This window comes from Variovorax sp. LARHSF232 (assembly GCF_052871435.1).
This window is the reverse complement of record NZ_JBIXJS010000001.1, coordinates 58,780-81,469: the sequence shown is the minus strand read 5'-3', so window position 1 is coordinate 81,469 and position 22,690 is coordinate 58,780. Positions and strand designations below refer to the sequence as shown.

At 65.8% G+C, this 22,690-nt stretch carries 24 protein-coding genes and 2 tRNA genes; 18 read left to right on the top strand and 8 right to left on the bottom strand.

The window, feature by feature from the left end; translation table 11 throughout:
• The first annotated feature begins 115 nt into the window (after positions 1-115).
• A complete protein-coding gene (locus ACIPRI_RS00435; RefSeq protein WP_446587359.1) occupies positions 116-556 on the top strand; it encodes an acyl-CoA thioesterase in 441 nt (146 codons plus the stop codon).
• A gap of 58 nt (positions 557-614) precedes the next feature.
• Here the strand turns inward: ACIPRI_RS00435 and ACIPRI_RS00430 are convergent, their stop codons facing one another.
• Both ACIPRI_RS00430 and ACIPRI_RS00425 read right to left on the bottom strand, forming a co-directional pair.
• Positions 615-1,019 carry a hypothetical protein gene (locus ACIPRI_RS00430; protein WP_446587357.1) on the bottom strand — a complete coding sequence of 135 codons (405 nt, stop codon included), beginning with the start codon at positions 1,017-1,019 and terminating at the stop codon, positions 615-617.
• A gap of 31 nt (positions 1,020-1,050) precedes the next feature.
• Positions 1,051-1,272: a CsbD family protein gene (locus ACIPRI_RS00425; RefSeq protein WP_446587355.1), complete on the bottom strand. Its 222-nt coding sequence runs from the start codon at positions 1,270-1,272 to the stop codon at positions 1,051-1,053.
• A 186-nt stretch (positions 1,273-1,458) separates the two neighbouring features.
• Here ACIPRI_RS00425 and pncB point away from each other — a divergent pair, with 186 nt between their 5' ends.
• From pncB to ACIPRI_RS00400, 5 genes are all read left to right on the top strand, one after another.
• Positions 1,459-2,685 (top strand): nicotinate phosphoribosyltransferase, encoded by a 1,227-nt coding sequence (pncB, locus tag ACIPRI_RS00420; protein WP_446587353.1) that lies wholly within the window; start codon positions 1,459-1,461, stop codon positions 2,683-2,685.
• 15 nt (positions 2,686-2,700) lie between these two features.
• Complete coding sequence (locus tag ACIPRI_RS00415) at positions 2,701-4,038, top strand: sodium:proton antiporter (RefSeq protein ID WP_446587351.1); 1,338 nt, start codon at positions 2,701-2,703, stop codon at positions 4,036-4,038.
• A gap of 5 nt (positions 4,039-4,043) precedes the next feature.
• On the top strand, positions 4,044-5,036 hold the full coding sequence (locus tag ACIPRI_RS00410) for a 2-hydroxyacid dehydrogenase (RefSeq protein WP_446587349.1): 993 nt from the start codon (positions 4,044-4,046) through the stop codon (positions 5,034-5,036).
• Between the two features lie 13 nt (positions 5,037-5,049).
• On the top strand, positions 5,050-6,402 hold the full coding sequence (locus ACIPRI_RS00405; RefSeq protein WP_446587347.1) for a DNA recombination protein RmuC: 1,353 nt from the start codon (positions 5,050-5,052) through the stop codon (positions 6,400-6,402).
• Between the two features lie 76 nt (positions 6,403-6,478).
• A complete protein-coding gene (locus ACIPRI_RS00400) occupies positions 6,479-7,663 on the top strand; it encodes an MFS transporter (protein ID WP_446587344.1) in 1,185 nt (394 codons plus the stop codon).
• On the opposite strand, the gene ACIPRI_RS00395 is transcribed toward ACIPRI_RS00400, so the two are convergent.
• The 4 genes from ACIPRI_RS00395 to earP form a co-directional block, all read right to left on the bottom strand.
• On the bottom strand, positions 7,651-8,517 hold the full coding sequence (locus ACIPRI_RS00395) for an LOG family protein (protein ID WP_446587342.1): 867 nt from the start codon (positions 8,515-8,517) through the stop codon (positions 7,651-7,653). The genes ACIPRI_RS00400 and ACIPRI_RS00395 overlap by 13 nt on opposite strands.
• A 62-nt stretch (positions 8,518-8,579) precedes the next feature.
• Positions 8,580-9,368 (bottom strand): crotonase/enoyl-CoA hydratase family protein, encoded by a 789-nt coding sequence (locus ACIPRI_RS00390; RefSeq protein WP_446587340.1) that lies wholly within the window; start codon positions 9,366-9,368, stop codon positions 8,580-8,582.
• 68 nt (positions 9,369-9,436) lie between these two features.
• A complete protein-coding gene (gene efp / locus ACIPRI_RS00385) occupies positions 9,437-9,991 on the bottom strand; it encodes an elongation factor P (RefSeq protein ID WP_446587338.1) in 555 nt (184 codons plus the stop codon).
• Positions 9,992-10,165: 174 nt separating this feature from the next.
• Positions 10,166-11,251 (bottom strand): elongation factor P maturation arginine rhamnosyltransferase EarP, encoded by a 1,086-nt coding sequence (earP, locus tag ACIPRI_RS00380; RefSeq protein WP_446587336.1) that lies wholly within the window; start codon positions 11,249-11,251, stop codon positions 10,166-10,168.
• A 53-nt stretch (positions 11,252-11,304) separates the two neighbouring features.
• On the opposite strand from earP, the gene uvrC reads away from it, so the two are divergent.
• The 8 genes from uvrC (at position 11,305) to ACIPRI_RS00340 (ending at position 18,566) form a co-directional block, all read left to right on the top strand.
• Positions 11,305-13,239, top strand: coding sequence for an excinuclease ABC subunit UvrC (gene uvrC, locus ACIPRI_RS00375; RefSeq protein ID WP_446587334.1), 1,935 nt, complete (start codon positions 11,305-11,307; stop codon positions 13,237-13,239).
• 42 nt (positions 13,240-13,281) lie between these two features.
• Positions 13,282-13,848 (top strand): CDP-diacylglycerol--glycerol-3-phosphate 3-phosphatidyltransferase, encoded by a 567-nt coding sequence (pgsA, locus tag ACIPRI_RS00370; protein ID WP_446587332.1) that lies wholly within the window; start codon positions 13,282-13,284, stop codon positions 13,846-13,848.
• The gene (locus ACIPRI_RS00365) at positions 13,845-14,759 is read left to right on the top strand and encodes a DMT family transporter (protein ID WP_446587330.1); all 915 of its coding nucleotides are present in this window, start codon (positions 13,845-13,847) and stop codon (positions 14,757-14,759) included. Before pgsA ends, ACIPRI_RS00365 begins: the two co-directional genes overlap by 4 nt.
• Positions 14,756-15,847 (top strand): tartrate dehydrogenase, encoded by a 1,092-nt coding sequence (locus ACIPRI_RS00360; protein WP_446587328.1) that lies wholly within the window; start codon positions 14,756-14,758, stop codon positions 15,845-15,847. Before ACIPRI_RS00365 ends, ACIPRI_RS00360 begins: the two co-directional genes overlap by 4 nt.
• 224 nt (positions 15,848-16,071) lie before the next feature.
• Positions 16,072-16,344, top strand: a complete 273-nt coding sequence (locus ACIPRI_RS00355) for an HU family DNA-binding protein (RefSeq protein ID WP_068642416.1) — start codon at positions 16,072-16,074, stop codon at positions 16,342-16,344.
• Between the two features lie 17 nt (positions 16,345-16,361).
• Positions 16,362-16,437: transfer RNA gene (locus ACIPRI_RS00350), tRNA-Val, on the top strand.
• 88 nt (positions 16,438-16,525) lie between these two features.
• A complete protein-coding gene (locus ACIPRI_RS00345; RefSeq protein WP_446587325.1) occupies positions 16,526-18,442 on the top strand; it encodes a SurA N-terminal domain-containing protein in 1,917 nt (638 codons plus the stop codon).
• 48 nt (positions 18,443-18,490) lie between these two features.
• Positions 18,491-18,566: transfer RNA gene (locus tag ACIPRI_RS00340), tRNA-His, on the top strand.
• 66 nt (positions 18,567-18,632) lie between these two features.
• On the opposite strand, the gene ACIPRI_RS00335 is transcribed toward ACIPRI_RS00340, so the two are convergent.
• Entirely contained in the window at positions 18,633-18,836 is a 204-nt protein-coding gene (locus ACIPRI_RS00335) for a hypothetical protein (RefSeq protein ID WP_446587323.1), read from the bottom strand.
• Positions 18,837-18,864: 28 nt separating this feature from the next.
• On the opposite strand from ACIPRI_RS00335, the gene ACIPRI_RS00330 reads away from it, so the two are divergent.
• Both ACIPRI_RS00330 and ACIPRI_RS00325 read left to right on the top strand, forming a co-directional pair.
• Complete coding sequence (locus ACIPRI_RS00330; protein ID WP_446587321.1) at positions 18,865-19,410, top strand: amidase family protein; 546 nt, start codon at positions 18,865-18,867, stop codon at positions 19,408-19,410.
• Between the two features lie 160 nt (positions 19,411-19,570).
• Entirely contained in the window at positions 19,571-19,909 is a 339-nt protein-coding gene (locus tag ACIPRI_RS00325; RefSeq protein ID WP_446587319.1) for an H-NS histone family protein, read from the top strand.
• A gap of 89 nt (positions 19,910-19,998) precedes the next feature.
• Here ACIPRI_RS00325 and ACIPRI_RS00320 read toward each other — a convergent pair whose 3' ends face one another.
• A complete protein-coding gene (locus tag ACIPRI_RS00320) occupies positions 19,999-20,985 on the bottom strand; it encodes an NADPH:quinone oxidoreductase family protein (protein ID WP_446587317.1) in 987 nt (328 codons plus the stop codon).
• 104 nt (positions 20,986-21,089) lie between these two features.
• Between ACIPRI_RS00320 and surE the strand changes: the two genes are divergently transcribed.
• Together surE and ACIPRI_RS00310 are read left to right on the top strand one after the other, a co-directional pair.
• Positions 21,090-21,854 (top strand): 5'/3'-nucleotidase SurE, encoded by a 765-nt coding sequence (gene surE / locus ACIPRI_RS00315; protein WP_446587314.1) that lies wholly within the window; start codon positions 21,090-21,092, stop codon positions 21,852-21,854.
• An 8-nt stretch (positions 21,855-21,862) separates the two neighbouring features.
• The gene (locus tag ACIPRI_RS00310; RefSeq protein WP_446587312.1) at positions 21,863-22,681 is read left to right on the top strand and encodes a protein-L-isoaspartate(D-aspartate) O-methyltransferase; all 819 of its coding nucleotides are present in this window, start codon (positions 21,863-21,865) and stop codon (positions 22,679-22,681) included.
• Positions 22,682-22,690 lie beyond the last annotated feature (9 nt).

Below are 22,690 nucleotides of genomic sequence, written 5' to 3'. Positions count from 1 at the left end.
TGAAGTATGGGACAGGCCGATGACAGGATCAAGGCCTTTTTGCTGCATTGCAGCAATCTAGGGTTGGCTTTCTAAAACCGAGTGGCTGTCCGGCCCGCTGGCAGAATCGCCCGCCATGAGCAGCCGCCCCACGCCCCACCTTCGCAGCAGCTACCGCGCCTTCCGCTCGATCCCGACGCGCTGGGCCGACAACGACATGTACGGCCACGTCAACAACGTCGTCTACTACGGCTGGTTCGACACGGCGGTGAACGCCCACCTGATCGAGTGCGGCGCGCTCGACATCCAACAGGGCCAGGTGATCGGCCTGGTGGTGGAAACCCATTGCAACTACTTTGCCTCGCTGGCTTTTCCGCAGACGGTGGAGGCGGGCATTCGGGTCGCCCACGCCGGTAGCTCCAGCATCCGCTATGAAATCGGCCTGTTCGCTGAAGGCGCACAGACGGCGGCGGCGCAGGGGCATTTCGTGCATGTCTACGTGGACCGCGCCACGCAGCGGCCGGTGCCGCTGCCGCCGGCACTGCGGGCGGTGGCTGACGCGCTGCGCGCAGGCTGAAAAAGAGGCAGAAGAAAAAGGGCGCCCGCGGGCGCCCTTTGTTGTGGCCGTGCCGGGCTCACTTCTTCGTCATCGCGGCCCGCAGGTCGGCCTTGCTCTTGCTTTCCTCGGCCCTGACCTGCTTTACGCAGGCGGCCTTGGCGTCGCCGGTCTGGTCGTCGCACTTTTCCTTGGCGACCGCATAGGCGGCATCGACCTTCTCTTGCTCGACCTTCATGGCCCGGGCGTCACTGGGCATGAACATCTGGTCCAGTTCGGCCTTGGCAACTTTCTGCTTGCCTTCGGCTTCCTTCTGGCAGACGTCCTTGGCGTTGTCCTTCATGCCATCGCACTTGGCCTTGTCCATCTTGTAGTCGGCCTCGATCTTTTCCTTGGCGACCTTGTACTCGTCCTGCGTCATCGCGACCGCCTGGGTCGCGGCAAAGCACGATGCAATCGCAAGCATCAAGAGATGACGTTTCATGGTTTTGCTCCTTTCGCTGTTCGGGTCGGCTTCAGTTCTTTTCGAAGAACGCGCCGGGATTGCGGCTTTCCCAATCCTTGACCTGCTTCTCGGCTTCCTCGCGGCTGATGCCGTGGCGCTCCTGGATGCGGCCCAGCAACTGGTCGCGCTTGCCGGCGATGACGTCGAAATCGTCGTCGGTGAGCTTGCCCCACTGTTCCTTGATCTTGCCCTTGAACTGCATCCAGTTGCCTTGAACGGTGTCCTTGTTCATACATGAACTCCTTCGCGTCGGTGGAACGAACGGCAGTTGCCTGCCGGCGTGAAGTGACTGTAGGTTCGCCCCCGAAACGCATTGGTAGGACCGCCGGGAAAGGGGCCGTAGGCACCCGCCGACGGGCACCGTGATAATCGAGCGCACGCACAAGAGAGACTGCGCCTGCGGCCTGCGCCTTCGAAAATGATCATTCAAAGCCTGCTCGACACCGACCTCTACAAGTTCACGATGATGCAAGTGGTCTTGCATCACTTTCCGGGCGCGCGGGTCGAATACCGCTTCAAGTGCCGCAACCCCGGGGTGGACCTGGCGCAATTCGCCGGCCAGATCCGCGAGGAGGTGCGCAGCCTGTGCCAGCTGCGCTTCAAGGACGCCGAGCTGGCCTACCTGCGCTCGATGCGCTTCATCAAGAGCGACTTCGTCGATTTCCTGGGCCTGTTCCAGCTCAACGAGAAGTACATCAGCATCATTCCGCGGCCATCGGGCGAGCTCGACATCCGTATCGAGGGGCCATGGCTGCACACCATCCTGTTCGAGATCCCGGTGCTGGCGATCGTCAACGAGGTGTACTTTCGCAATACGCAGCCGCAGCCCGATCTGGCCGAGGGCCGGCGCCGGCTGGAGGACAAGATCGCGCTGCTGCAGGGCGATGGCCTGTCGGACCTGAAGATCGCCGACTACGGCACGCGCCGGCGCTTTTCCAAGGAATGGCACGAAGAGGTGCTGCGCACCCTGTCGGCGCGCCTGGGCGCGGTGACGCCGCCCACTGCCACCGGCAGTGTGGCCGCGCACGCCGTGCGGCCTGCCCAGTTGGCTGGCACCAGCAACGTGCTGTTCGCGATGAAGCTGGGCCTCATTCCGCTGGGCACCATGGCCCATGAGTATCTGCAGGCCTGCCAGGCGCTGGGTCCGCGGCTGCGCGACAGCCAGGTCTTCGGCTTCGAGAGCTGGGCCCGCGAGTACCGCGGCGACCTGGGTATTGCGCTGTCGGACGTGTATGGCATGACGGCCTTCCTGCGCGATTTCGACATGTATTTTTGCAAGCTCTTCGACGGCGCGCGGCACGACAGCGGCGACCCCTTCCAGTGGGGCGAGCGCATGATCGCCCACTACGTGGCGAACCGGGTCGACCCGCTCACCAAGACGCTGATCTTCAGCGACGCGCTCACCGTGCCGCGCACCATCGAGCTGTACCAGCAGTTCCGCGGGCGCTGCCAGCTGGCCTTCGGCATCGGCACCAACCTTACCAACGACCTGGGCTACGAGCCGCTGCAGATCGTCATCAAGATGGTCCGCTGCAACGACCAGCCGGTGGCCAAGCTGTCGGACACGCCCTCCAAGAACATGTGCGACGACGAGCGCTACCTGGCCTACCTGCGCCAGGTCTTCAACATTGCCCAACCTGCCTGAGAGCTTCCAACAACAATGAACGGTTCCTCCCTGTCGCCCCTGTGGGGCGTGCCCTTCGCCGGCCTGCTGCTTTCGATCGCCGTGATGCCGCTGCTGGCGCCGAAGTTCTGGCACCACCACTACGGCAAGGTGACGGCGGCGTGGGCGCTGGCCTTCGCGCTGCCCTTTGCCCTGATGTTCGGCTTCTCCGCCATGCTGCACGAGCTGGTGCACGTGCTGCTGGGCGAGTACATGCCCTTCATCATCCTGCTCACCGCCCTGTTCGCGGTGGCCGGCGGCATCTACATCCGCGGCAACCTGCACGGCAGCCCCGGGCTCAATACGGCGCTGCTGGCCATCGGCGCGGTGCTGGCTTCGCTGATGGGCACCACCGGCGCGTCGATGCTGCTGATCCGCCCGCTCATCCGCGCCAACGACAACCGCGTCCACAAGGCGCACGTGGTGGTGTTCTTCATCTTCATCGTGTCCAACGTGGGCGGCTCGCTCACCCCGCTGGGTGACCCGCCGCTGTTCCTGGGCTTCCTGAAGGGCGTGGAATTCTTCTGGACCGCCAAGCACATCTTTCCCGAGACGCTGTTCACCGTCGGCGCGCTGCTGGTCCTGTTCTGGCTGATGGACCGCCACTACTACAAGAAGGAAGGCGTGCTGCCGGTCGACCCCACGCCCGACACGCAGCGCCTGGGCTTTGACGGCGCCGTCAACTTCGTGCTGCTGGCGGCGGTGATCGGCCTGGTGCTGCTCAGCGGCATCTGGAAGTCGCCGGTGCACTTCGACGTGTATGGCGCGCACATCGGCCTGCCGGGGCTGGTGCGTGACGTGGGCCTCGTCGCCATCGTCTTCATCTCGCTGTGGATCACGCCGGGCCGCGTGCACGCCGACAACCAGTTCGGCTGGGGCCCGATGGCCGAGGTGGCCAAGCTCTTCGCTGGCATCTTCCTGACCATCGTGCCGGTGATCGCCATGCTCAAGGCGGGCGTGGACGGCCCCTTCGGCGCGATTGTGCGCGCCGTGACCCGGCCCGACGGCACGCCCGATCCGGCCATGTACTTCTGGGCCACCGGTGCGCTGAGCTCCTTCCTGGACAACGCGCCGACCTACCTGGTCTTCTTCAACAGCGCGGGGGGCAATGCAGCGGTGCTGATGACCACCCAGGCCGCCACCCTGGCCGCGATTTCCGCAGGGGCCGTCTTCATGGGCGCCAACACCTACATCGGCAACGCCCCCAACCTGATGGTCAAGGCCATCGCCGAAGACCGCAACGTTCGCATGCCCAGCTTCTTCGGCTACATGCTGTGGTCCGGCGCCATCCTGGTGCCGCTGTTCGTCATCCAGACCTTCCTCTTCTTCCTCTGAACGCCATGACCCGACCCAAGGTACTCGTCGCCCGCGCCATCTTTCCTGAAACCATCGCGCGGCTCGCGCAGCACTTCGACGTGGAAGCCAACCAGGCCGACGAAGCCTGGGGCAAAGAGCAGTTCGTCGCCAGGCTCCAGGGCAAGGCCGGCGTCTTCACCACCGGCTCCGAGCGCGTCGACGGCGAGCTGCTGGATGCCTGCCCGCAGCTCAAGATCTGCGCCAACATGGCGGTGGGCTACAACAACTTCGACGTGGATGCGATGACGGCGCGCGGCGTGCTGGCCACCAACGCGCCGGACGTGCTGACCGAAACCACCGCCGACTTCGGCTTTGCCCTGTTGATGGCCACCGCCCGCCGCATCGCCGAAAGCGAGCATTACCTGCGCCGCGGCGAATGGACCCGGTGGCGCTTCGACATGTTTGCCGGCTCCGACATCCATGGCAGCACGCTGGGCATCATCGGCATGGGCCGCATCGGCCAGGGCATTGCCCGGCGTGGCGCGCTGGGCTTTGGCATGAAGGTGATCTATCACAACCGATCGCGCCTCGACGCCGCGACAGAGGCCCAGTGCCAGGCCATCTACGTCGGCAAGGAAGAGCTGCTGCGCACCGCAGACCACGTGGTGCTGGTGGTGCCCTACAGCCCGGCCTCGCACCACACCATCGGCGCGGCCGAGCTGGCGCTGATGAAGCCCAGCGCCACCCTGGTCAATATCGCGCGCGGCGGCATCGTGGATGACGCCGCGCTGGCGGCAGCCCTGCGCGACAAGCGCATCGCCGCGGCCGGCCTCGACGTGTTCGAGGGCGAACCCAAGGTGCACCCGGACCTGCTTACCGTGCCCAACGTCGTCCTGACGCCGCACATCGCCAGCGCCACCGTGCCGACCCGGCGCGCCATGGCCGACCTGGCCGTCGACAACCTGATCGCCTACCTGACGCGCGGCGAAGCCAAGACGCCGCTCAACCCCGCCGTGCTGTCGGCGCCCCGCAAGTAAGAAGCAACGCATTTTGGAAACCTGGATCCTGGCGGGCCTGGCGGCCCTGAACCTCCTGTTGCTGGTCTGGCTGTTGCTGCGCAAGCCACCGGCACCCGATCACGGCGAATTGCTCAAGGCGCTGGCCAGCGCCAACGAAAGAACCGAGCGCGAGCTGCGCCACGAGATCGGCGAAAGCGCGCGCGGCGCCCGGCAGGAAACCATGCAGGCCTTCGCCACCTTTCAGCAGAGCCTGCTGCAACAAGGCGCCGAGGCCACGCGCACGCAGAACGCACAGATGGATGCCTTCGCGCACCAGCTGTCGCTCTTGCAAAAGACCTTGGCCGACACGCTGGCCACGCAGCTGCAGGGCCTGGCCGAGTCGAACGCACGACGCCTGGCCGAAGTGCGCGCCACCATGGAGACGCAGCTCGCTCAGCTGCAGCAGAGCAACACCGCCAAGCTCGACGAGATGCGCCAGACGGTGGACGAGAAGCTGCAAAGCACGCTGGAGACACGCCTGGGCGAGAGCTTCAAGCAGGTGGCCGAGCGGCTGGAGCAGGTGCACAAGGGCCTGGGCGAGATGCAGTCGCTGGCGGTTGGCGTGGGCAGCCTGCAGCGCGTGCTGACCAACGTGAAGACGCGCGGCGTGTTCGGCGAAGTGCAGTTGGAGGCGCTGCTCGAGCAGGTGCTGACCAACGAGCAGTACGCACGCCAGGTCGAGACCAAGCCGCGCAGCGGCCAGCGGGTGGACTTCGCGGTGCGCTTTCCGGGCCGTGGCGACGATGGCGCGCCGGTGTGGCTGCCGATCGATGCCAAGTTTCCGCGCGAAGACTACGAACGCCTGCTGGACGCGCACGAGCGCGCCGACGCCGCCGCCGCCGACAGTGCGGCCAAGGCGCTGGAGGCGCGTATCCGGGTCGAAGCCAAGTCCATCGCCGAGAACTACCTGGCGGCGCCGTACACCACCGACTTCGCCATCCTCTTCCTGCCGGTGGAAAGCCTCTATGCCGAGGTGCTGCGGCGCCCCGGCCTGATGGATGCGCTGCAGCGCCAGCACCGCGTCACGCTGGCCGGCCCGACCACGCTGCTGGCCATGCTCAACAGCCTGCACATGGGCTTTCGCACCCTGGCGCTGGAGCACCAGGCGTCCGAAGTCTGGAAGGTGCTGGGCGCGGTCAAGACTGAGTTCGAGCGCTATGGCGAGTGGGTCGGCCGGGTGAAGGAGCAGGTGGCCAAGGCCTCCGACACGCTCGACAAGGCCGACACCCGCGCCAAGCAGATGCGCCTGGCGCTGCGCAAGGTCGAGGCGCTGCCCGAGGCGCAAGCCCAGGCCTTGCTGCCGCTGGCTGACCCACAGTTGCCGCTGGACGAAGACCTTTCGTGAGCGCCGCACGGCCGCCCGAAGGTGCGAATACTCCCTTGGGGGGCAGCGAGCACACGCAGTGGCGAGCGTGGGGGCTATGACGCCGGAACTGCTGCGCCTCATCCTCGCGCAGGTGTTCCTGCACGCGTCGATGACGGGCATGCGGCTGGCGGCGCCCCTGTTGGCCTTGCAGCAAGACTACAGCGCGGCGGCGGTGGGTGTGATGCTGTCGCTCTTCGCGCTGACGCAGGTATTTCTCGCGCTGCCGGCCGGACGCTACGCCGACCGGCACGGGCTCAAGCGCCCGCTGGCCATTGCCGTCGCTTGCGCCGCCTGCGGGACGGCATTGGCAGCCGTCTTCCCGGTATTCCCGGTGCTGTGCCTCGCGGCCCTCCTGACCGGCGGCGCAACGGGCGTCACCGTGATCGTGCTGCAGCGCCATGTGGGCCGATCGGTCAGCAGCCCGACCGAACTCAAGAAGGTCTTCAGCTGGCTGGCGATCGCGCCGGCGGCGGCCAACTTCATGGGTCCCTTTTGCGCCGGGTTCCTGATCGACCATGCCGGCCGCAGTGCCGGCGACCTGACGGGTTTTCGCGCCGCCTTCGCGCTCTCGGCCTTGCTTGCGCTGGCGTGCTGGCTGCTGGCACGGGGCGCGCATGAGACGCCCGATGCGGCCCCGCCCAGCAGCGGCCCCAAGCCGCGCGCCTGGGACCTGCTGGCCGAACCGATGTTCCGGCGCCTGTTGTTCATCAACTGGCTGCAGTCCGCCGCCTGGGACGTGCACACCTTCGTGCTGCCGCTGCTGGGCCACGAGCGCGGCCTGTCCGCTTCAGTGATTGGCTCGATCCTGGGCGCCTTCGCGGTGGCGGCTGCCGGCATCCGCATCGTGCTGCCGCTGCTGGCTGCGCGCCTGAGCGAGCGCCAGGTAATCACCGCGGCCAACGTGCTGACCGCCGCCGCTTTTGCCGCCTATCCGCTGATGCCCGGTCCCTTGAGCATGGGCCTGTGTTCCGTGCTGCTGGGCATCGCACTGGGAGCTGTGCAGCCGATGGTGATGAGCATGCTGCACCAGATCACGCCGCAGGCGCGCTACGGCGAGGCGTTGGCGCTGCGGGTGATGACGCTCAATGCCTCGAGCGTGGCGATGCCGATGGTGTTCGGCGCCGCCGGCGCACTGGTCGGCGTGGCCGGCGTGTTCTGGCTGGTTGGCGGCGTCGTGGCGCTGGGAACACCCGCGGTCAGCGGGCTGCAGGCGCCGCCGCGCGCCGATCACAACTTGTAGAAGCGCGCGATTGCATCCCAGGCGTCCTGCGGCGTGTCGACGTATTCGAAGAGCTTGATGTCTTCCGGCGAGATCACGCCTTCTTCCACCAAAAAGTCGAAGTCGATCAGCCGGCGCCAGTAGTCGGAACCGAACAGCACGATCGGCACCTGCCGCGACTTGCGCGTCTGGACCAGGGTCACCACCTCGAACAGCTCGTCCAGCGTGCCGAAGCCGCCAGGGAAGGCCACCAGCGCCTTGGCACGCATCATGAAATGCATCTTGCGGATGGCGAAGTAGTGGAACTTGAAACTCAGCGCCGGCGTGACAAAGGGGTTGGCCGCTTCTTCCATCGGCAAAGCGATCGCCAGGCCCACGCTGAGGCCGCCGGCCTCGTAGGCGCCGCGATTGGCCGCTTGCATGATGCCGGGGCCGCCGCCGGTGCAGACGAAGAGCTTGTCCTCAGGTTCCTTGTCGTTGCTGTACTTGGCCACCAGGGTGCCGAAGGCGCGCGCCTGCTCGTAGTAGTGGGTGCCGCGCGCGAGACGGCGCCAGCGTTCGGCGCCAGCCTGGTCGCCGGCGGCTTCGGCCTGGGCCAGCAGGGCGCCGGCTTCTTCCTGGCTGCGAAAGCGGGCACTGCCGAACACCACCACCGTGTTCTCGATGCCATGGGCGCGCATCTCCAGGTCGGGTTTCATCAGCTCCAGCTGCATGCGCAGGCCGCGGGTCTCGCGGCGCAGCAGGAACTCGGGATCGGCGAAGGCCAGGCGCGAAGGATCATGGTCCAGCGGCAGGCCCTTGTCGGCATGCGACTGCAGCGTGGCCCACGCATCGGCCAGGCGCTTGTCGTGAAGGTTGTGGATGGAGTTGGGCATGTGCTTGTTCTTGGTGTCGTCGGGCGGCAATTTTGCGCCTTGGAGGCGCTACGCAGGAATCATCAGGCCGGCTTGCCGTGGCGGCCGGCACCCTGGACGAAGCGCGCGGCGCCGGCGGCGCCTTCGGCCGCGACGATGGGCACGCCATGGCGACCTTCCTGTCGGAGTGCCTCGGCCAGCGGCAGTTCCCACTGGGCATAGGCCGAGGCCCGGTCGGCCAGCATGCATTGCTGCGGAAAAGCCGCCAGCTCATGCGCCAATTGCTCGGCTGCGCGGCGTGCCTCGCCATCGGGCACCAAGCGGTTGACCAGGCCCATGGCGAGCGCTTCGTCCGCCGCCACGGCCCGGCCCGTGAGGATCAGGTCCAGCGCCCGGCCCATGCCGACGATGCGCGGCAGCCGCACCGTACCGCCATCGATCAGCGGCACGCCCCAGCGGCGGCAGAACACGCCCAGCACGGCGCCTTGCTCGGCCACCCGCAGGTCGGCCAGCAGGGCGAGTTCCAGCCCACCGGCCACCGCATGGCCGCTGATGGCGGCAATCAAGGGCTTGGACAAGGCCATGCGGGTCGGCCCCATCGGGCCGGTGCCTGCGCCTTCGGGGTCAAGCTCGTTGCGGCGTGCCGGATCGCCCACCGCCGACAGGTCGGCGCCGGCGCAGAACACGCCATGCTCGCCCCACAGCACGGCCACGCGCAGGCTGTCGTCAGCCTCGAAGCGGGCGAAGGCTTGCTGCAGGGCATCGGCAGTCGGCCGGTCTACCGCATTTCGTTGCTGGGGGCGGCTCAGCACGATGGTGCAGACCGGGCCGTCGATCTCGCTGCGCACGCTGGGAGAGGTGGAAGTGCTCATGCGCGCAGGGTACAAAAGAAAAAGGCTCCCGAGGGAGCCTTTCTTGGTTTGCGTGCCAGCAAGGAAGCTTAGACGCGCTTGCGGTATTCACCGGTGCGGGTGTCGATTTCGATCTTGTCGCCTTGCGAGACGAACAGCGGCACCGGCACTTCGAAGCCGGTGGCGATCTTGGCGGGCTTGAGCACCTTGCCCGAGGTGTCGCCCTTGACGGCCGGCTCGGTCCAGGTGATTTCGCGCTCGACGCTGGTAGGCAGCTCGACCGAGATGGCCTTGCCTTCGTAGAACACCACTTCGACCGGCATGCCGTCTTCGAGGTAGTTCAGGGCGTCACCCATGTTCTCGGCTTCGACTTCGTACTGGTTGTAGTCGGCGTCCATGCAGACATACATCGGGTCGGCGAAGTAGGAATAGGTGCAGTCCTTCTTGTCCAGCACGATCTGGTCGATCTTGTCGTCGGCCTTGAAGACCACTTCGGTGTTGAAGTTGGCGATCAGGCTCTTCATCTTCATGCGCACGGTGGCGCTGTTGCGGCCGCCGCGGCTGTATTCGGTCTTGAGGACGACCATCGGGTCCTTGCCGTGCATGATGACGTTGCCGGCGCGGATTTCTTGAGCGATTTTCATAGCGTTGAGTCTCTGGAGGATGTGCCGCTTGGCGCATCGTCGGGACGGGTGGCTTAAAAAGCGCTGGCCCTGGACGCCCTGAACGTATACCCCGCGGCGGGTTCGGCGAATCTGTTCTTTGATTTGGCGCCGATGTCCGTATTGGCAAGGCCCAGATTCGCAAAGCCCGTTATTTTAGCTTTTTTGGGCGACGAAGCGCCGAAGGTGGCTGGCCAGGTCCGGCTGAGCGAGCAAACGCCCCCGTGCTTCCCGCAGCACCGAGCCCCATCGCGCCAGCGTCGGTGCGTCGGGCAGGCGCAAGCCCTGTGCCGAGAATCCGTTCCAGGCGTAGTGGAACTCGCGCAGCGATTCGGGCGCCTCCAGCCAGTCGAGGAAGGCGCCCAGCTTCATGTGGTGGGCGTCATCGTCCTGCGGGTAGATCTGCCAGGCCAGCGGCGCGCCGGCCCACAGGCCGCGCACCAGCGAATCTTCGCCCCGTACGAAATTGAGGTCGCAGGACCACAGAAGATGGTCGAACTCGTCCTGCGGCACATGAGGCAGCCAGGACAGCGCCAGCGATCCGCCAGCTTTTCCCGACGGATACAGGGCGCGCACCGCGGCGGCGGCGCGGCCGGCGGTAACGATCAGGCGGGTCGGCTCCGGGCTCGCCCGAAGCTGCGCCAGCAGGGCGCGCAGGGCCGGGGGCTCGTAGCTGAACAGCGAAACGAGCCGTTCGCCGCGCCATTCGATGCCCTGCCGCGCCAGCCAGGCGGCGCGGTCGAAGGCGGCGCGCCGCGCCATCAGGTCGGGCTCGCGCAGCAGGCCGCCGGTGGCCGGCGTGAAACCGGGGTAGAAGAAGTGCTTGGTGAGCCCGGCGCCGGGTCCGCGAAACACCGGCGAGGGCAGGCCGTGCAGGCGCTCCACATAGGGTTCGGCCGAGAGGTATTCGAGATTGATCCAGCAGCGCTTCCTGCCGTCGGATTGCATTGCCTGCACGATTTGCGCAATCACGGCCGCTGCGGGGTCGCAGCCAAAGGCCTCGACCAGCACGTCTGGCGCCCTCTCCGGCGCCAGGTGCTCGGGCGCGATCGCGGCGTCCTCGTGCCAGCGCAGCACGGTGACGCCCGGGCAGCCCCTCGGCGCCATCCAGGCCAGGGCGGAGGCGTCGTCGATCCACAGGCGCACCGCATCGCCGCCCGCGGCCAGGGCGCGGGCCAGCCGCCAGCAGACGCCGACGTCCCCGTGGTTGTCGATGACCTTGCAGAAAATGTCCCAGCGCATCGCGGGATACTCTACAGCCCGTTGAATCACGCTCATTGCCGCAGACCCCACGCATGTCGGAAACCCATTCGGATCAACTGCTCGCCGAAGTGGCAGCCTTGCCCTCGCTGCCGGGGGTCTACCGCTATTTCGACGCCGCCGACGGCGTGCTCTACGTGGGCAAGGCGCGCAACCTGAAGAAGCGGGTGTCGAGCTACTTCCAGAAGAACCATGGCGGCACGCGCATCGGCCACATGGTGTCGAAGATCGTTCGCATGGAAACGACGGTGGTGCGCACCGAGGCCGAGGCGCTCCTGCTCGAGAACAATCTCATCAAGAGGCTCAAGCCCAAGTACAACATCCTGTTTCGGGACGACAAGAGCTATCCCTACCTCAAGCTGGCCGCGCACGAGTTCCCGCGCATGGCCTACTACCGCGGCGCGGTGGACCGCAAGCACCGCTACTTCGGGCCCTATCCCAGCGCCTGGGCGGTGAAGGAATCGATCCAGTTGCTGCAGAAGGTCTTTCGCATCCGCACCTGCGAGGACACCGTCTACAGCAACCGCACCCGGCCCTGCCTGCTCTACCAGATCAAGCGCTGCAGCGGGCCCTGCGTGGGCCTCGTTTCGCAGGAGGACTACGCGCAGGACATCGCCAATGCCGAGGCTTTTCTTTTGGGCGATTCGCAGCAGGTGCTGCACCAGCTCGAGGCGCGCATGACGGCGCATGCGCAAAAGCTGGAGTTCGAGCAGGCGGCGGAGCTGCGCAACAAGATGTCGGCCCTGTCGCGCGTGCTGCACCAGCAGGCGGTGGAAAGCACCACCTCCGACAAGGACGTGGACATCCTGGCGGTCAAGGTGCAGGGCGGCAAGGCCTGCGTCAACCTGGCCATGGTGCGCGGCGGCCGGCACCTGGGCGACCGCGCCTACTTTCCGGTGCACGTGGACGACGCGGCGCAGATCCGTGCCGAGGACGAAGAGGCCCAGGCGCCGGTCGAGCAGCAGGTGCTGGAGGCCTTCATCGCGCAGCACTACATCGACGTGCCGGTGCCGCCGACCCTGGTGCTGGGCGAGCAGGTTGAGCGTGAACTGGTGGAGGCGGTCGCGCAGCAGGCCGGCATTCGCATCACCGCCGTGTTCCAGCCGCGCGAGCAGCGAAGGCTCTGGCTGGAGATGGCGCAAAAGAACGCCGACATCCAGCTGGCGCGCCTCTTGGCCGAAGAAGGCTCGCAGCAGGCGCGCACCCGCGCGCTGGTGGATGCGCTGGAGATCGCGCCGGACGAGCTCGACAACTTCCGTGTCGAGTGCTTCGATATTTCGCACACGGCCGGCGAGGCGACGCAAGCTTCGTGCGTGGTGTTCGAGCGCCATGCCATGCAAAACCGCGAATACCGGCGCTACAACATCGAGGGCATCACGCCCGGGGACGACTACGCCGCCATGCGCCAGGTGCTGCTGCGCCGCTACGGCAAGCTGGCCGAAGCGATGGCCGCCGAATCCGACGCGCCCACGCCGGGCGATGCTTCGGGCGCCGACGCCAAGCCCGGCACCCTGGCCGCGCGCATGCCCGATCTGGTGCTGGTCGATGGCGGCAAGGGCCAGGTGTCGATGGCGCGCGAGGTGTTCGGCGAACTGGGCCTGCCGCTGTCGCTGATCGTCGGCGTCGAGAAGGGCGAGGGCCGCAAGGTCGGCCTGGAAGAGCTGGTCTTCGCCGACGGCCGCGAGAAGGTCTATCTGGGCCGCGACTCCGCGGCGCTGATGCTGATCGCGCAGATTCGCGACGAGGCGCACCGCTTCGCCATCACCGGCATGCGGGCGCGCCGCGCCAAGGTGCGGGTGGGCGGCAGCCAACTGGAGGATATCCCCGGCATCGGGCCGAAGCGGCGGGCTCGGCTGCTGCAGCGCTTTGGCGGCATCCGCGGCGTGGCGGGCGCCAGCGTGGAAGACCTGGCGTCGGTGGATGGCATCGCCTTCGATCTGGCCGAAGAGATCTACCGAGCATTGCACTAGGGCAACCTGGCGCGGTCGCGCCTACATGACACAATCACATCAATGTTCTGGACACTGCCCACCCTCATGACCTGGACGCGCATCGTCGCGATCCCATTGCTCGTTGGCGTGTTCTACCTTCCCTTGGCCGAGCCGGTGCGCAACCTGATTGCCACGGTGATGTTCATCGTGTTCGCCGCCACCGACTGGCTCGACGGCTTCCTGGCCCGCAAGCTCAACCAGACCTCGGCCTTCGGCGCCTTCCTCGATCCGGTGGCCGACAAGTTCCTGGTCTGCGCCTCGCTCTTGGTGCTGGTGCACCTGCAGCGGGCCGACGTGTTCGTGGCGCTCATCATCATCGGCCGCGAGATCGCGATTTCGGCGCTGCGCGAATGGATGGCGCAGATCGGTGCCAGCAAGAGCGTGGCCGTGCACATGATCGGCAAGGTCAAGACGACGGTGCAGATGGTGGCGATCCCCTTCCTGCTCTTCAACGGCGTGCTGTGGGGCGTGATCGATACCGGCCTGTGGGGCCAGTGGCTGATCTGGATCTCGGCCGTGCTCACCGTCTGGTCGATGGTCTACTACCTGCAAAAGGCGATCCCCGAGATCCGGGCCCGCGCCAAATGAGCGCGACGGCGGTGGCCCGTGCTTCGGGCTGGGTGCGCGCCATGCCCATCATCTTCGTGCTGATCTGGAGCACCGGCTTCATCGTCGCGCGCTACGGCATGCCCTATGCGCCGCCGCTGAAGTTCCTGGTGGTGCGCTATGCGCTGTCGCTGATCTGCTTTGGCGCGTGGGTGGCGGCCGCGCGCGTGGCCTGGCCGGCCAACCGGGTCCAGTGGCTGCACCTGGCGGTCACTGGTGTTTTCATGCAGGCCGGCTACCTGGGCGGCGTCTGGGCGGCGGTGCGCGCCGGCATGGGTTCGGGGCTGATCGCCTTGCTGGTGGGCATTCAGCCGGTGTTGACGGCCATCTGGCTGTCGTCCCGCGGCGGCGCCATCTCGCGCCGGCAGTGGGCCGGCTTGCTGCTGGGTTTTGCCGGGCTCGTCATGGTGGTGTGGCGCAAGCTGGGGCAGGGCGGCGAAGTGACCGGGCTCAGCATGTCGCTGGCCTTGCTGGCGCTGCTGTCGATCACCATCGGAACGCTCTATCAGAAACGTTATGTTGCCCCTTGCGATGTGCGCAGCGCCAGCATGGTTCAACTGGCGGCGGCGCTGGTGGTGAGCCTGCCCTTTGCCTGGCTGGAGAGCGATCCGATGCAATGGAACGCGGCCTCGCTGGGCGCCATGGCCTGGTCGGTGCTGGCACTGACCCTGGGCGGCAGCTCGCTTTTGTACATACTCATCCAGCGCGGCAGCGCGACTGCGGTGACCAGCCTGTTGTACCTGGTGCCGCCCTGCACGGCCGTGATGGCCTGGCTGCTGTTCGATGAACCGATCACCGTGCTGACCGTGGCCGGCATTGCCATCACCGCCATCGGCGTGAGCCTGGTCGTGCGCGAGCAACGAAACCAAGAGACGCAAGGAGTCGCATCATGAGCAGCGGAAAGAAAAGAATCGCCGTCATCGCCGGCGATGGCATCGGCAAGGAAACCATGCCCGAGGGCCTGCGCGTGGTCGACGCCGCGGCGCGCAAGTTCGGCATCGACCTGCACTTCGACCACTTCGACTTCTCGAGCTGGGACTACTACGAGAAGCACGGCCAGATGCTGCCGGACAACTGGAAGGACCTGATCGGCGGCCATGACGCCATCTATTTCGGCGCAGTGGGCTGGCCCGAGAAGATTGCCGATCACGTCTCGCTGTGGGGCTCGCTGCTCCTGTTCCGCCGCGAGTTCGACCAGTACATCAACCTGCGCCCCGCCCGCCTCATGCCCGGCATCATTGCGCCGGTGGTGCGCCGCGACGGCAGTCCGCGCCAGCCCGGCGAGATCGACATGTACATCGTGCGCGAGAACACCGAGGGCGAGTACTCCAGCATCGGCGGACGCATGTATCCCGGTACCGAGCGCGAGATCGTGATGCAGGAGACGGTGATGTCGCGCCACGGCGTGGACCGGGTGCTCAAGTTCGCTTTCGATCTTGCACAGGCTCGGCCCAAGAAGCACCTGACCAGCGCCACCAAGTCGAATGGCATCGCCATCACCATGCCCTACTGGGACGAGCGCGTGGCCGAGATGGCCAAGCGCTATCCGGATGTGCGCCAGGACAAGTTCCACATCGACATCCTCACCGCGCATTTCGTGCAGCGTCCCGATTTCTTCGACGTGGTGGTGGCCAGCAATTTGTTCGGCGACATCCTGTCCGACCTGGGGCCTGCGTGCACCGGCACCATCGGCATTGCGCCCAGCGCCAACCTCAATCCGGACCGCACCATGCCTTCGCTGTTCGAGCCGGTGCACGGCTCGGCGCCGGACATCGCGGGCAAGGGGATCGCCAATCCGATCGGCCAGATCTGGTGCGGCGCCATGATGCTGGAGTTCCTGGGCAGCAAGGACGCGCACGACGCGATCTTGTCTGCCATCGAGAAGGTGTTGGCGCCCCAAAGTGGAGCGCCGCGTACACCGGATATCGGTGGAAATGCAACGACCAGCGACGTCGGCCGTGCCATCGAGATGGCCCTTTGAAATAGGACTTCACGAAACGCCTCTAAAATCGCGGCGCCCGCTGTGCTACACGACGTTGTGCCTTATTGACACCCCGTAGACCAGTGGCTTTAATCCTTGTCGGCAGTGCGCTGCCGACGTGTCAGATTTCCTCCTCCATCGCCATCCCCACGCGGCCGTGCCGCGTGGATGGCTTTGCAGTTGACGAATCACTCCGACCAACTTTTATTCGACAAGGGGCCCTTGTGAACAAGACCGAATTGATTGAGCACATTGCGAAGAACGCAGACATTTCCAAAGCAGCAGCTACCCGCGCACTCGAGTCGACCATCGGCGCGATCCGCACCACGCTGAAGAAAGGCAACTCCGTGTCGCTCGTCGGTTTTGGTACTTTCGCCGTGGGCAAACGGGCCGCCCGCACCGGCCGCAATCCGCGCACCGGCGCTGCGATTAAAATCAAGGCCGCCAAGATCCCGAAGTTCCGTCCCGGCAAGGCGCTGAAAGATGCGCTGAACTAAGACGTAGGTTCACGGTGGGGTGCTTAGCTCAGCTGGTAGAGCGGCGCCCTTACAAGGCGTAGGTCGGGGGTTCGAGCCCCTCAGCACCCACCACCCGAATCAATCAAAGGCGAACAAGTTGTTCGCCTTTTTTGTTGTGCAGCAGAGAGCCCACGGCAAACCGCCACCAGAGAGAAGCCTAATGTTTGATTTCTTCCGCAAGTACAACAAGATCATGATGGTGCTCTTGTTCTTGCTGATCATCCCTTCGTTCGTGCTGTTCGGCGTCGAGCGTTTCACGGATGGCAGCGGACAGGGCGAGAAGGTCGCACGGATCGACGGACGCGACATCACGCGGCCCGAATGGGATGCGCGCCATCGCAGCGAGGTCGACCGCATCCGCCAGCAGATGCCCAACATCGATGCGGCACTGCTCGATTCCGACAACGCACGCTACGCCACGCTGGAGCGCATGGTGCGCGAGCGCGTGCTGGCGGCAGAGGCGTCCAAGTCGCACCTGGCCGTGCCGGAAGAGCGCCTTGCGCGCTACTTCGCGCAGGAGCCGGGCCTGGCCACCTTCCGAAAGCCCGACGGCACCTTCGATCGCGAGCTGTTCATGCGCGCCACCGGCCAGACGCCGGAGCAATACGAAGCGGCCGTGCGCGCCGAGATGGCCACGCAGCAGGTGCTGCTCGGCGTACATGCCGGCGCCTTTGCTTCCAAAGCGCAGGCCGATGCCACGCTGGGCGCCTTCTACGATCGCCGCGAGGTGCAGCTGGTCCGCTTCAAGCCCGAGGACTTCACGTCCAAGGTCAACGTGAGCGACGCCGACCTGGAGGCCTACTACAAGGAACACGTGGCGCAGTACCAGGCGCCCGAAGAGGCCAGCGTCCAGTACGTGGTGCTCGACATCGATACGGTCAAGAAGGGCATTGCGGTCAATGAGGCAGACCTGAAGACCTACTACGAGCAGAACAGCGCGCGCTTCGGCACCCCCGAAGAGCGCCGTGCCAGCCACATCCTCATCAACGCGCCGGCCACTGCCAAGCCTGAAGAAAAAGAGAAGGCCAAGGCCAAGGCGGAAGAATTGCTGGCGCAGGTGCTGGCAGCGCCCAACACCTTTGCCGAGGTGGCGCGCAAGAATTCGCAAGACCCCGGCTCGGCCGAGCGGGGTGGCGACCTGGACTTCGTGACCCGTGGTGCCATGGTCAAGCCTTTCGAGGACGCCATGTTCGCACTCAAGAAGGGTGAGATCACGCCCAAGCTGGTCGAGACCGAGTTCGGCTATCACATCATCAAGCTGGACGACATCAAGCCCGGCGTGGTGCCGCCCTTCGAGAAGGTGCGCGCGACCATCGAAGCGGACATGCGTACCCAGCAGGCGACGACCGAATTTGCCAAGGCGGCCGAGACCTTCAGCGACGCGGTTTACCAGCAGGCCGACAGCCTGCAGCCGGCTGCGGACAAGCTGAAGTTGACCCTCCAGACCGCAACCAAGGTGGGGCGCCAGCCCGCGGCCGGTGCCGCCGGCGCGCTGGCCAACCGCAATTTCCTCAATGCCTTGTTCGCGCCCGATTCGCTGGAACGCAAGAACAACACCGAATCGATCGAAGTGGGTCCCAACCAGTTGGCAGCCGGGCGGGTGACGCAGTATTCGCCGGCACGCACCTTGCCTTTTGCCGAGGTGAAGGAGCAGGTGCGTGCGCACCTGGTGAATGCCCGCGCCGCCGAGCTGGCGCGCAAGGAAGGCGAGGCCAAGCTGGCCGCCTGGCAGGCCGACGCCAAGGGCGCCAGCCTGGGCGCGCCGGTGGTGCTGTCGCGCATGGACGCACAAGGCCAGCCGCCCCAGCTCGTGGATGCGGCACTGCGTGCCGACGGCGCCAAGCTGCCGGTCTTCGCCGGCGTCGACCTGGGCGCGCAGGGCTATGCGGTGCTGCGCGTCAACAAGTCCGTGCCGCGCGAGACGCCGAGCGCCGAGGTGGCGCAGCGCGAAGCTTCCCAGATCACGCAGGCGATCTCGTCGGCGGAAGACCAGGCCTACTACAACCTGCTCAAGGCCCGCTACAAGGCCGAGATCCTGGTGCCGCGGCCGGCCGATACCTTGCCGGCGGCGCGCTGATCCGGCCCTCGCAAATTTTCAGGATAGAATAGCGAGCTTCTCTAAATGGTGGCTGTAGCTCAGCTGGTAGAGTCCCAGATTGTGATTCTGGTCGTCGTGGGTTCGAGTCCCATCAGCCACCCCAAGTCATAAAGAAACAGGCACCTTGCGGTGCCTGTTTTGCTTTGTGGGATCCCGTTTAAGGTCCCGTTTAAACATGGGCGGCATGGGCGGCATGGGCGACCTCACCGATCTTGATGCCGATGCGCAGTCGCGCGCGATCCACGCCCGCGAGCTGTCCTGCCGCGAAGTGATGCAGGCCTATCTGGCGCGCATCCACCAACTCAATCCGCACTTCAACGCGATCGAATCCGGGCGCCAGCGGCTCAACGTGCAGGCCGGCGCCGGCCAGCACGCCCAGGGCCTCTTCGCGCAGCGGCAGGATGCCCGGCTCCGATCCGGAGGCGGTGTGGCGAGCCTGGCTGGTCTGGCGCAGGGCGCTGGTGGCCTCCGGGGTGGCGGCCGCGCTGGCGCTGCCCGGTGCGCGCGAGAAGATCAAGCCCGAGGCGCTGTGGGAGGACGACAGCGCGGCAAGCCTGGGTTTTGCCGAGTTCATGCAGGCCAGCGTGCAGCGCAGCGCCTTTCATGCACAACTGGTGGGCCTGCTGGAGCGCTTCGACGCCCTGATGCTGCCGGCAGCCCAGGTCTTGCCCTTCGATCTGCAACTGCGCTGGCCGCAGCAGATCGCCGGGCGCCAGATGGACACCTACCACCGTTGGATGGAGGTCACGCTCTACGCGGCCTTTGCCGGTTTGCCGGCCATCAGCGTGCCGGCCGCGTTCGATTGGCAGGGGCGCCTGCCAATGGGTCTGCAACTCATCGGCAGGCCGGGCGGCGACGCGGCGTTGTTGCAATTGGCGGGTCTTTACGAGCAATTGATGGCCGATGTCATCAAAAGACGGCCAGACGAATCGTTCCGAAGCGTTTAGGTCCCGCGCCTATTGCGCGGTCGCGCCAATGCAAGCCGCATTCAGTCGAAGCGCCGTTCGGCCCCACCGGCACTCTTTTTTGCCCGGGCCAACGGTGTCCATTGTTTTTTGCGGCGGCCTTGAATTAGAATTTTTGTGTTTTCAATTCGAGGAATCCGGAATGACCACCCTTGCCGATATCAATTCCCAGATCAAAAAGCACGACGAGCAGATTGCACAATTGCGCCAGCAGGCCGAGACGCTTCGCAATCAGGAACGCGCCGGCGTGATCGAGGAGATCCGCAAGAAGATCGCCGAATATGGCATTAGCGCCTCCGATCTCAAACTGACCGTCCGGGGTCCCGGGCGTCGCGCGGCTGCAACCGCCGCTACCCGCGGCGCCGCCAAATATCGCGGCCCAACGGGCGAAACCTGGTCGGGCGGCCGCGGCCGCAAGCCGCGCTGGGTGACCGAGGCACTGGCGGCCGGCAAGTCGCTTTCGGAATTCGAGATCAAGTAAAGCTTGGGTCCCGCCTCCCCAAAATGCAAAAGCCCGCTGGTGCGGGCTTTTTTCTTGCCAGCGAGCGGCGCGAATGGAGCGTGGCGGGCTCAGTTCACCATCACCAGTTTGCCCATCACGCCGCGCGAGCCCATATGGGCGTAGGCCTCCTTCAATTGGGCCATGGGCATGGTGCGGTCGATCACCGGCTTGATCTTGCCCTGGCCGTACCAGGCCGCCAATTGCGCCATCATTTGGGCATTGGCCTTGGGTTCGCGCTTGGCGAAATCGCCCCAGAACACGCCGACCAGCGCGGCGCCCTTGAGCAGGGGCAGATTGAGCGGCAGCGCGGGGATCGGGCCCGACGCGAAGCCCACGACCAGGTAGCGGCCGCGCCAGCCGATGGAGCGAAATGCAGGCTCGGCAAAATCACCACCTACGGGATCGTAAATGACGTCCGGGCCCTTGCCGTCGGTGGCCTGCTTGATGGCTTCCCTGAAGTCGTTGGGCAAGCCGTGCGTGCTGTAGTTGATGGTGAGATCGGCGCCAATCGATTTGCACAACTGGCATTTCTCGTCGGTCGATGCCGCTGCAATCACCTTGGCGCCGGCGGCTTTTGCAATTTGAATGGCCGCGGTGCCGACGCCGCCGGCCGCGCCCAGTACCAGCACGGTTTCTCCGGCCTTGAGTTGTGCACGGTCCATCAATGCGTGCCACGAAGTGGCGTAAATCATGATGAAGGCGGCAGCGTCCACATGGCCAAAACCATCCGGCAGCGGCATGCACATCACTGCGGGTGCCAAGGTATGGGTTGCAAATCCACCGGTGCCCGAAAGGCAGGCCACGTTTTGGCCCACCTTCAAGTGCGTCACGCCTTCGCCCACCGCCTGCACCACGCCCGCATATTCGGAGCCGGGAACAAATGGCAGCGGCGGCTTGATTTGATACTTGTTCTGCACGATCAGCAGATCGGGGAAATTCAGGCTGGCCGCCTTGATTTCAATCAGCACCTGGCCCGGGCCGGGCTGCGGCGTGGGCAGTTCTTTCCAGCTCAGCGCATCGACGCCGGTCGGGTTTTCGCAAAGCCATGCGTGCATGGAAGGTCTCCTAATTCGGGCGGCCATGATACGGGCCGGTTCAAGCGCATCAATGTCTCAGGGGTGACCGGGCGCATCCTAGAATGACGCACCGATTCGACATCATGAAAATTCTCATTTCCAACGACGACGGCTACCAGGCACCCGGCATCGTCGCGTTGCACGCGGCCCTGAAGGACATTGCCAACGTCGAAGTCATCGCACCCGAGCACAACAACAGCGCCAAGTCGAACGCGCTCACGCTGGCGGCGCCCTTGTACGTGCACAACGCGCACAACGGCTTTCGCTACGTGACCGGCACGCCGGCCGATTGCGTGCACATCGCGCTCAAGGGCCTGCTCGAGTACCGGCCGGACCTGGTGGTCTCCGGTATCAACAACGGCGCCAACATGGGCGACGACACCATCTATTCGGGCACCGTGGGTGCGGCGATGGAGGCCTACCTGTTCGGCGTGCCGGCGATCGCCTTCTCGCAGATCGAGAAGGGCTGGGCCAACATCGACGCGGCGGCTCAGGTGGCCAAGCGCCTGGTGCAGCAGATCGAGCGCGAGCGCATGCTGCAAGGCGAGCCCTGGCTGCTCAACGTCAACATTCCCAATCTGCCGCTCGAGCAGCTCAAGCCAATCAAGGTATGCCGCCTGGGCCGGCGCCATGCGGTCGAACGCGTCATCACGCAAACCAGTCCGCGCGGCGAAACGATGTACTGGATTGCCGGCGCCGGCGGCGCCAAGGACAGCGGCGAGGGCACCGACTTTCATGCCACCGCTGCGGGCCATGTGGCGCTGACACCCTTGCAGATCGACCTGACCGATCACGCCCACCTGGGCACGTGGCGCGAGGCGGTGACCCGTCTCGCTGCGTCGGTGTAGGCGGCCGCGTGAAGCAACGCCCCGCCTTTCCCGCCCGGCTTGCGCCGGCGGCGCCGACGACGACGGCCTTCGGTGGCCGTGCCAAGCCGGCTGGCGCCGTGATGAACAAGGCGACGCCCGCGCGCGCGGCCTCGCAAGCCGCAGCTGCGGTGCCGAGCACGCCGTCGATGGCGTCGGATGCGGTGCGTGCCCGCATGGTGCACAAGCTCGCTGCCCAGGGCATCGCCGACGCGCGCGTGCTGCGTGCCATGTCGATCGTCGAACGGCATCGTTTCGTCGATAGCGCCCTCGTCAATCAGGCTTATGAAGACACCAGCCTGCCGATCGGTCTGGGCCAGACGATTTCCAAGCCCAGCGTGGTGGCGCGCATGATCGAGCTGTTGCTGGCCGCGCCGGCGCTGGCCGGCAAGCCCGATGGTCGTCTGGGCCGGGTGCTCGAGATCGGCACCGGCTGCGGCTACCAGGCTGCAGTGCTGAGCCATGTGGCGAGCGAGGTCTACAGCATCGAACGCTTGCGCGGCCTGAACGAACGAGCCCGATCCAACCTGCGCCACTTCAGGCTGGCCACGGTGCACCTGCTGTTGGGCGATGGCATGCTCGGCTATCCCAAGGGTGCGCCCTATGCGGGCATCATTGCGGCCGCGGGCGGCGAGGCCGTGCCCGAAGCCTGGATCTCGCAACTGGCCATCGGCGGGCGCATCGTGGCGCCCTCCCGCTCTGCCGATGGCGGGCAGGCGCTGGTGGTGATCGACCGCAGCAATGCCGGCGTGCACAGGCGCGTTCTTGAGGCGGTTCACTTTGTCCCCCTAAAATCCGGGATTGCTTGAAGGAGGAAT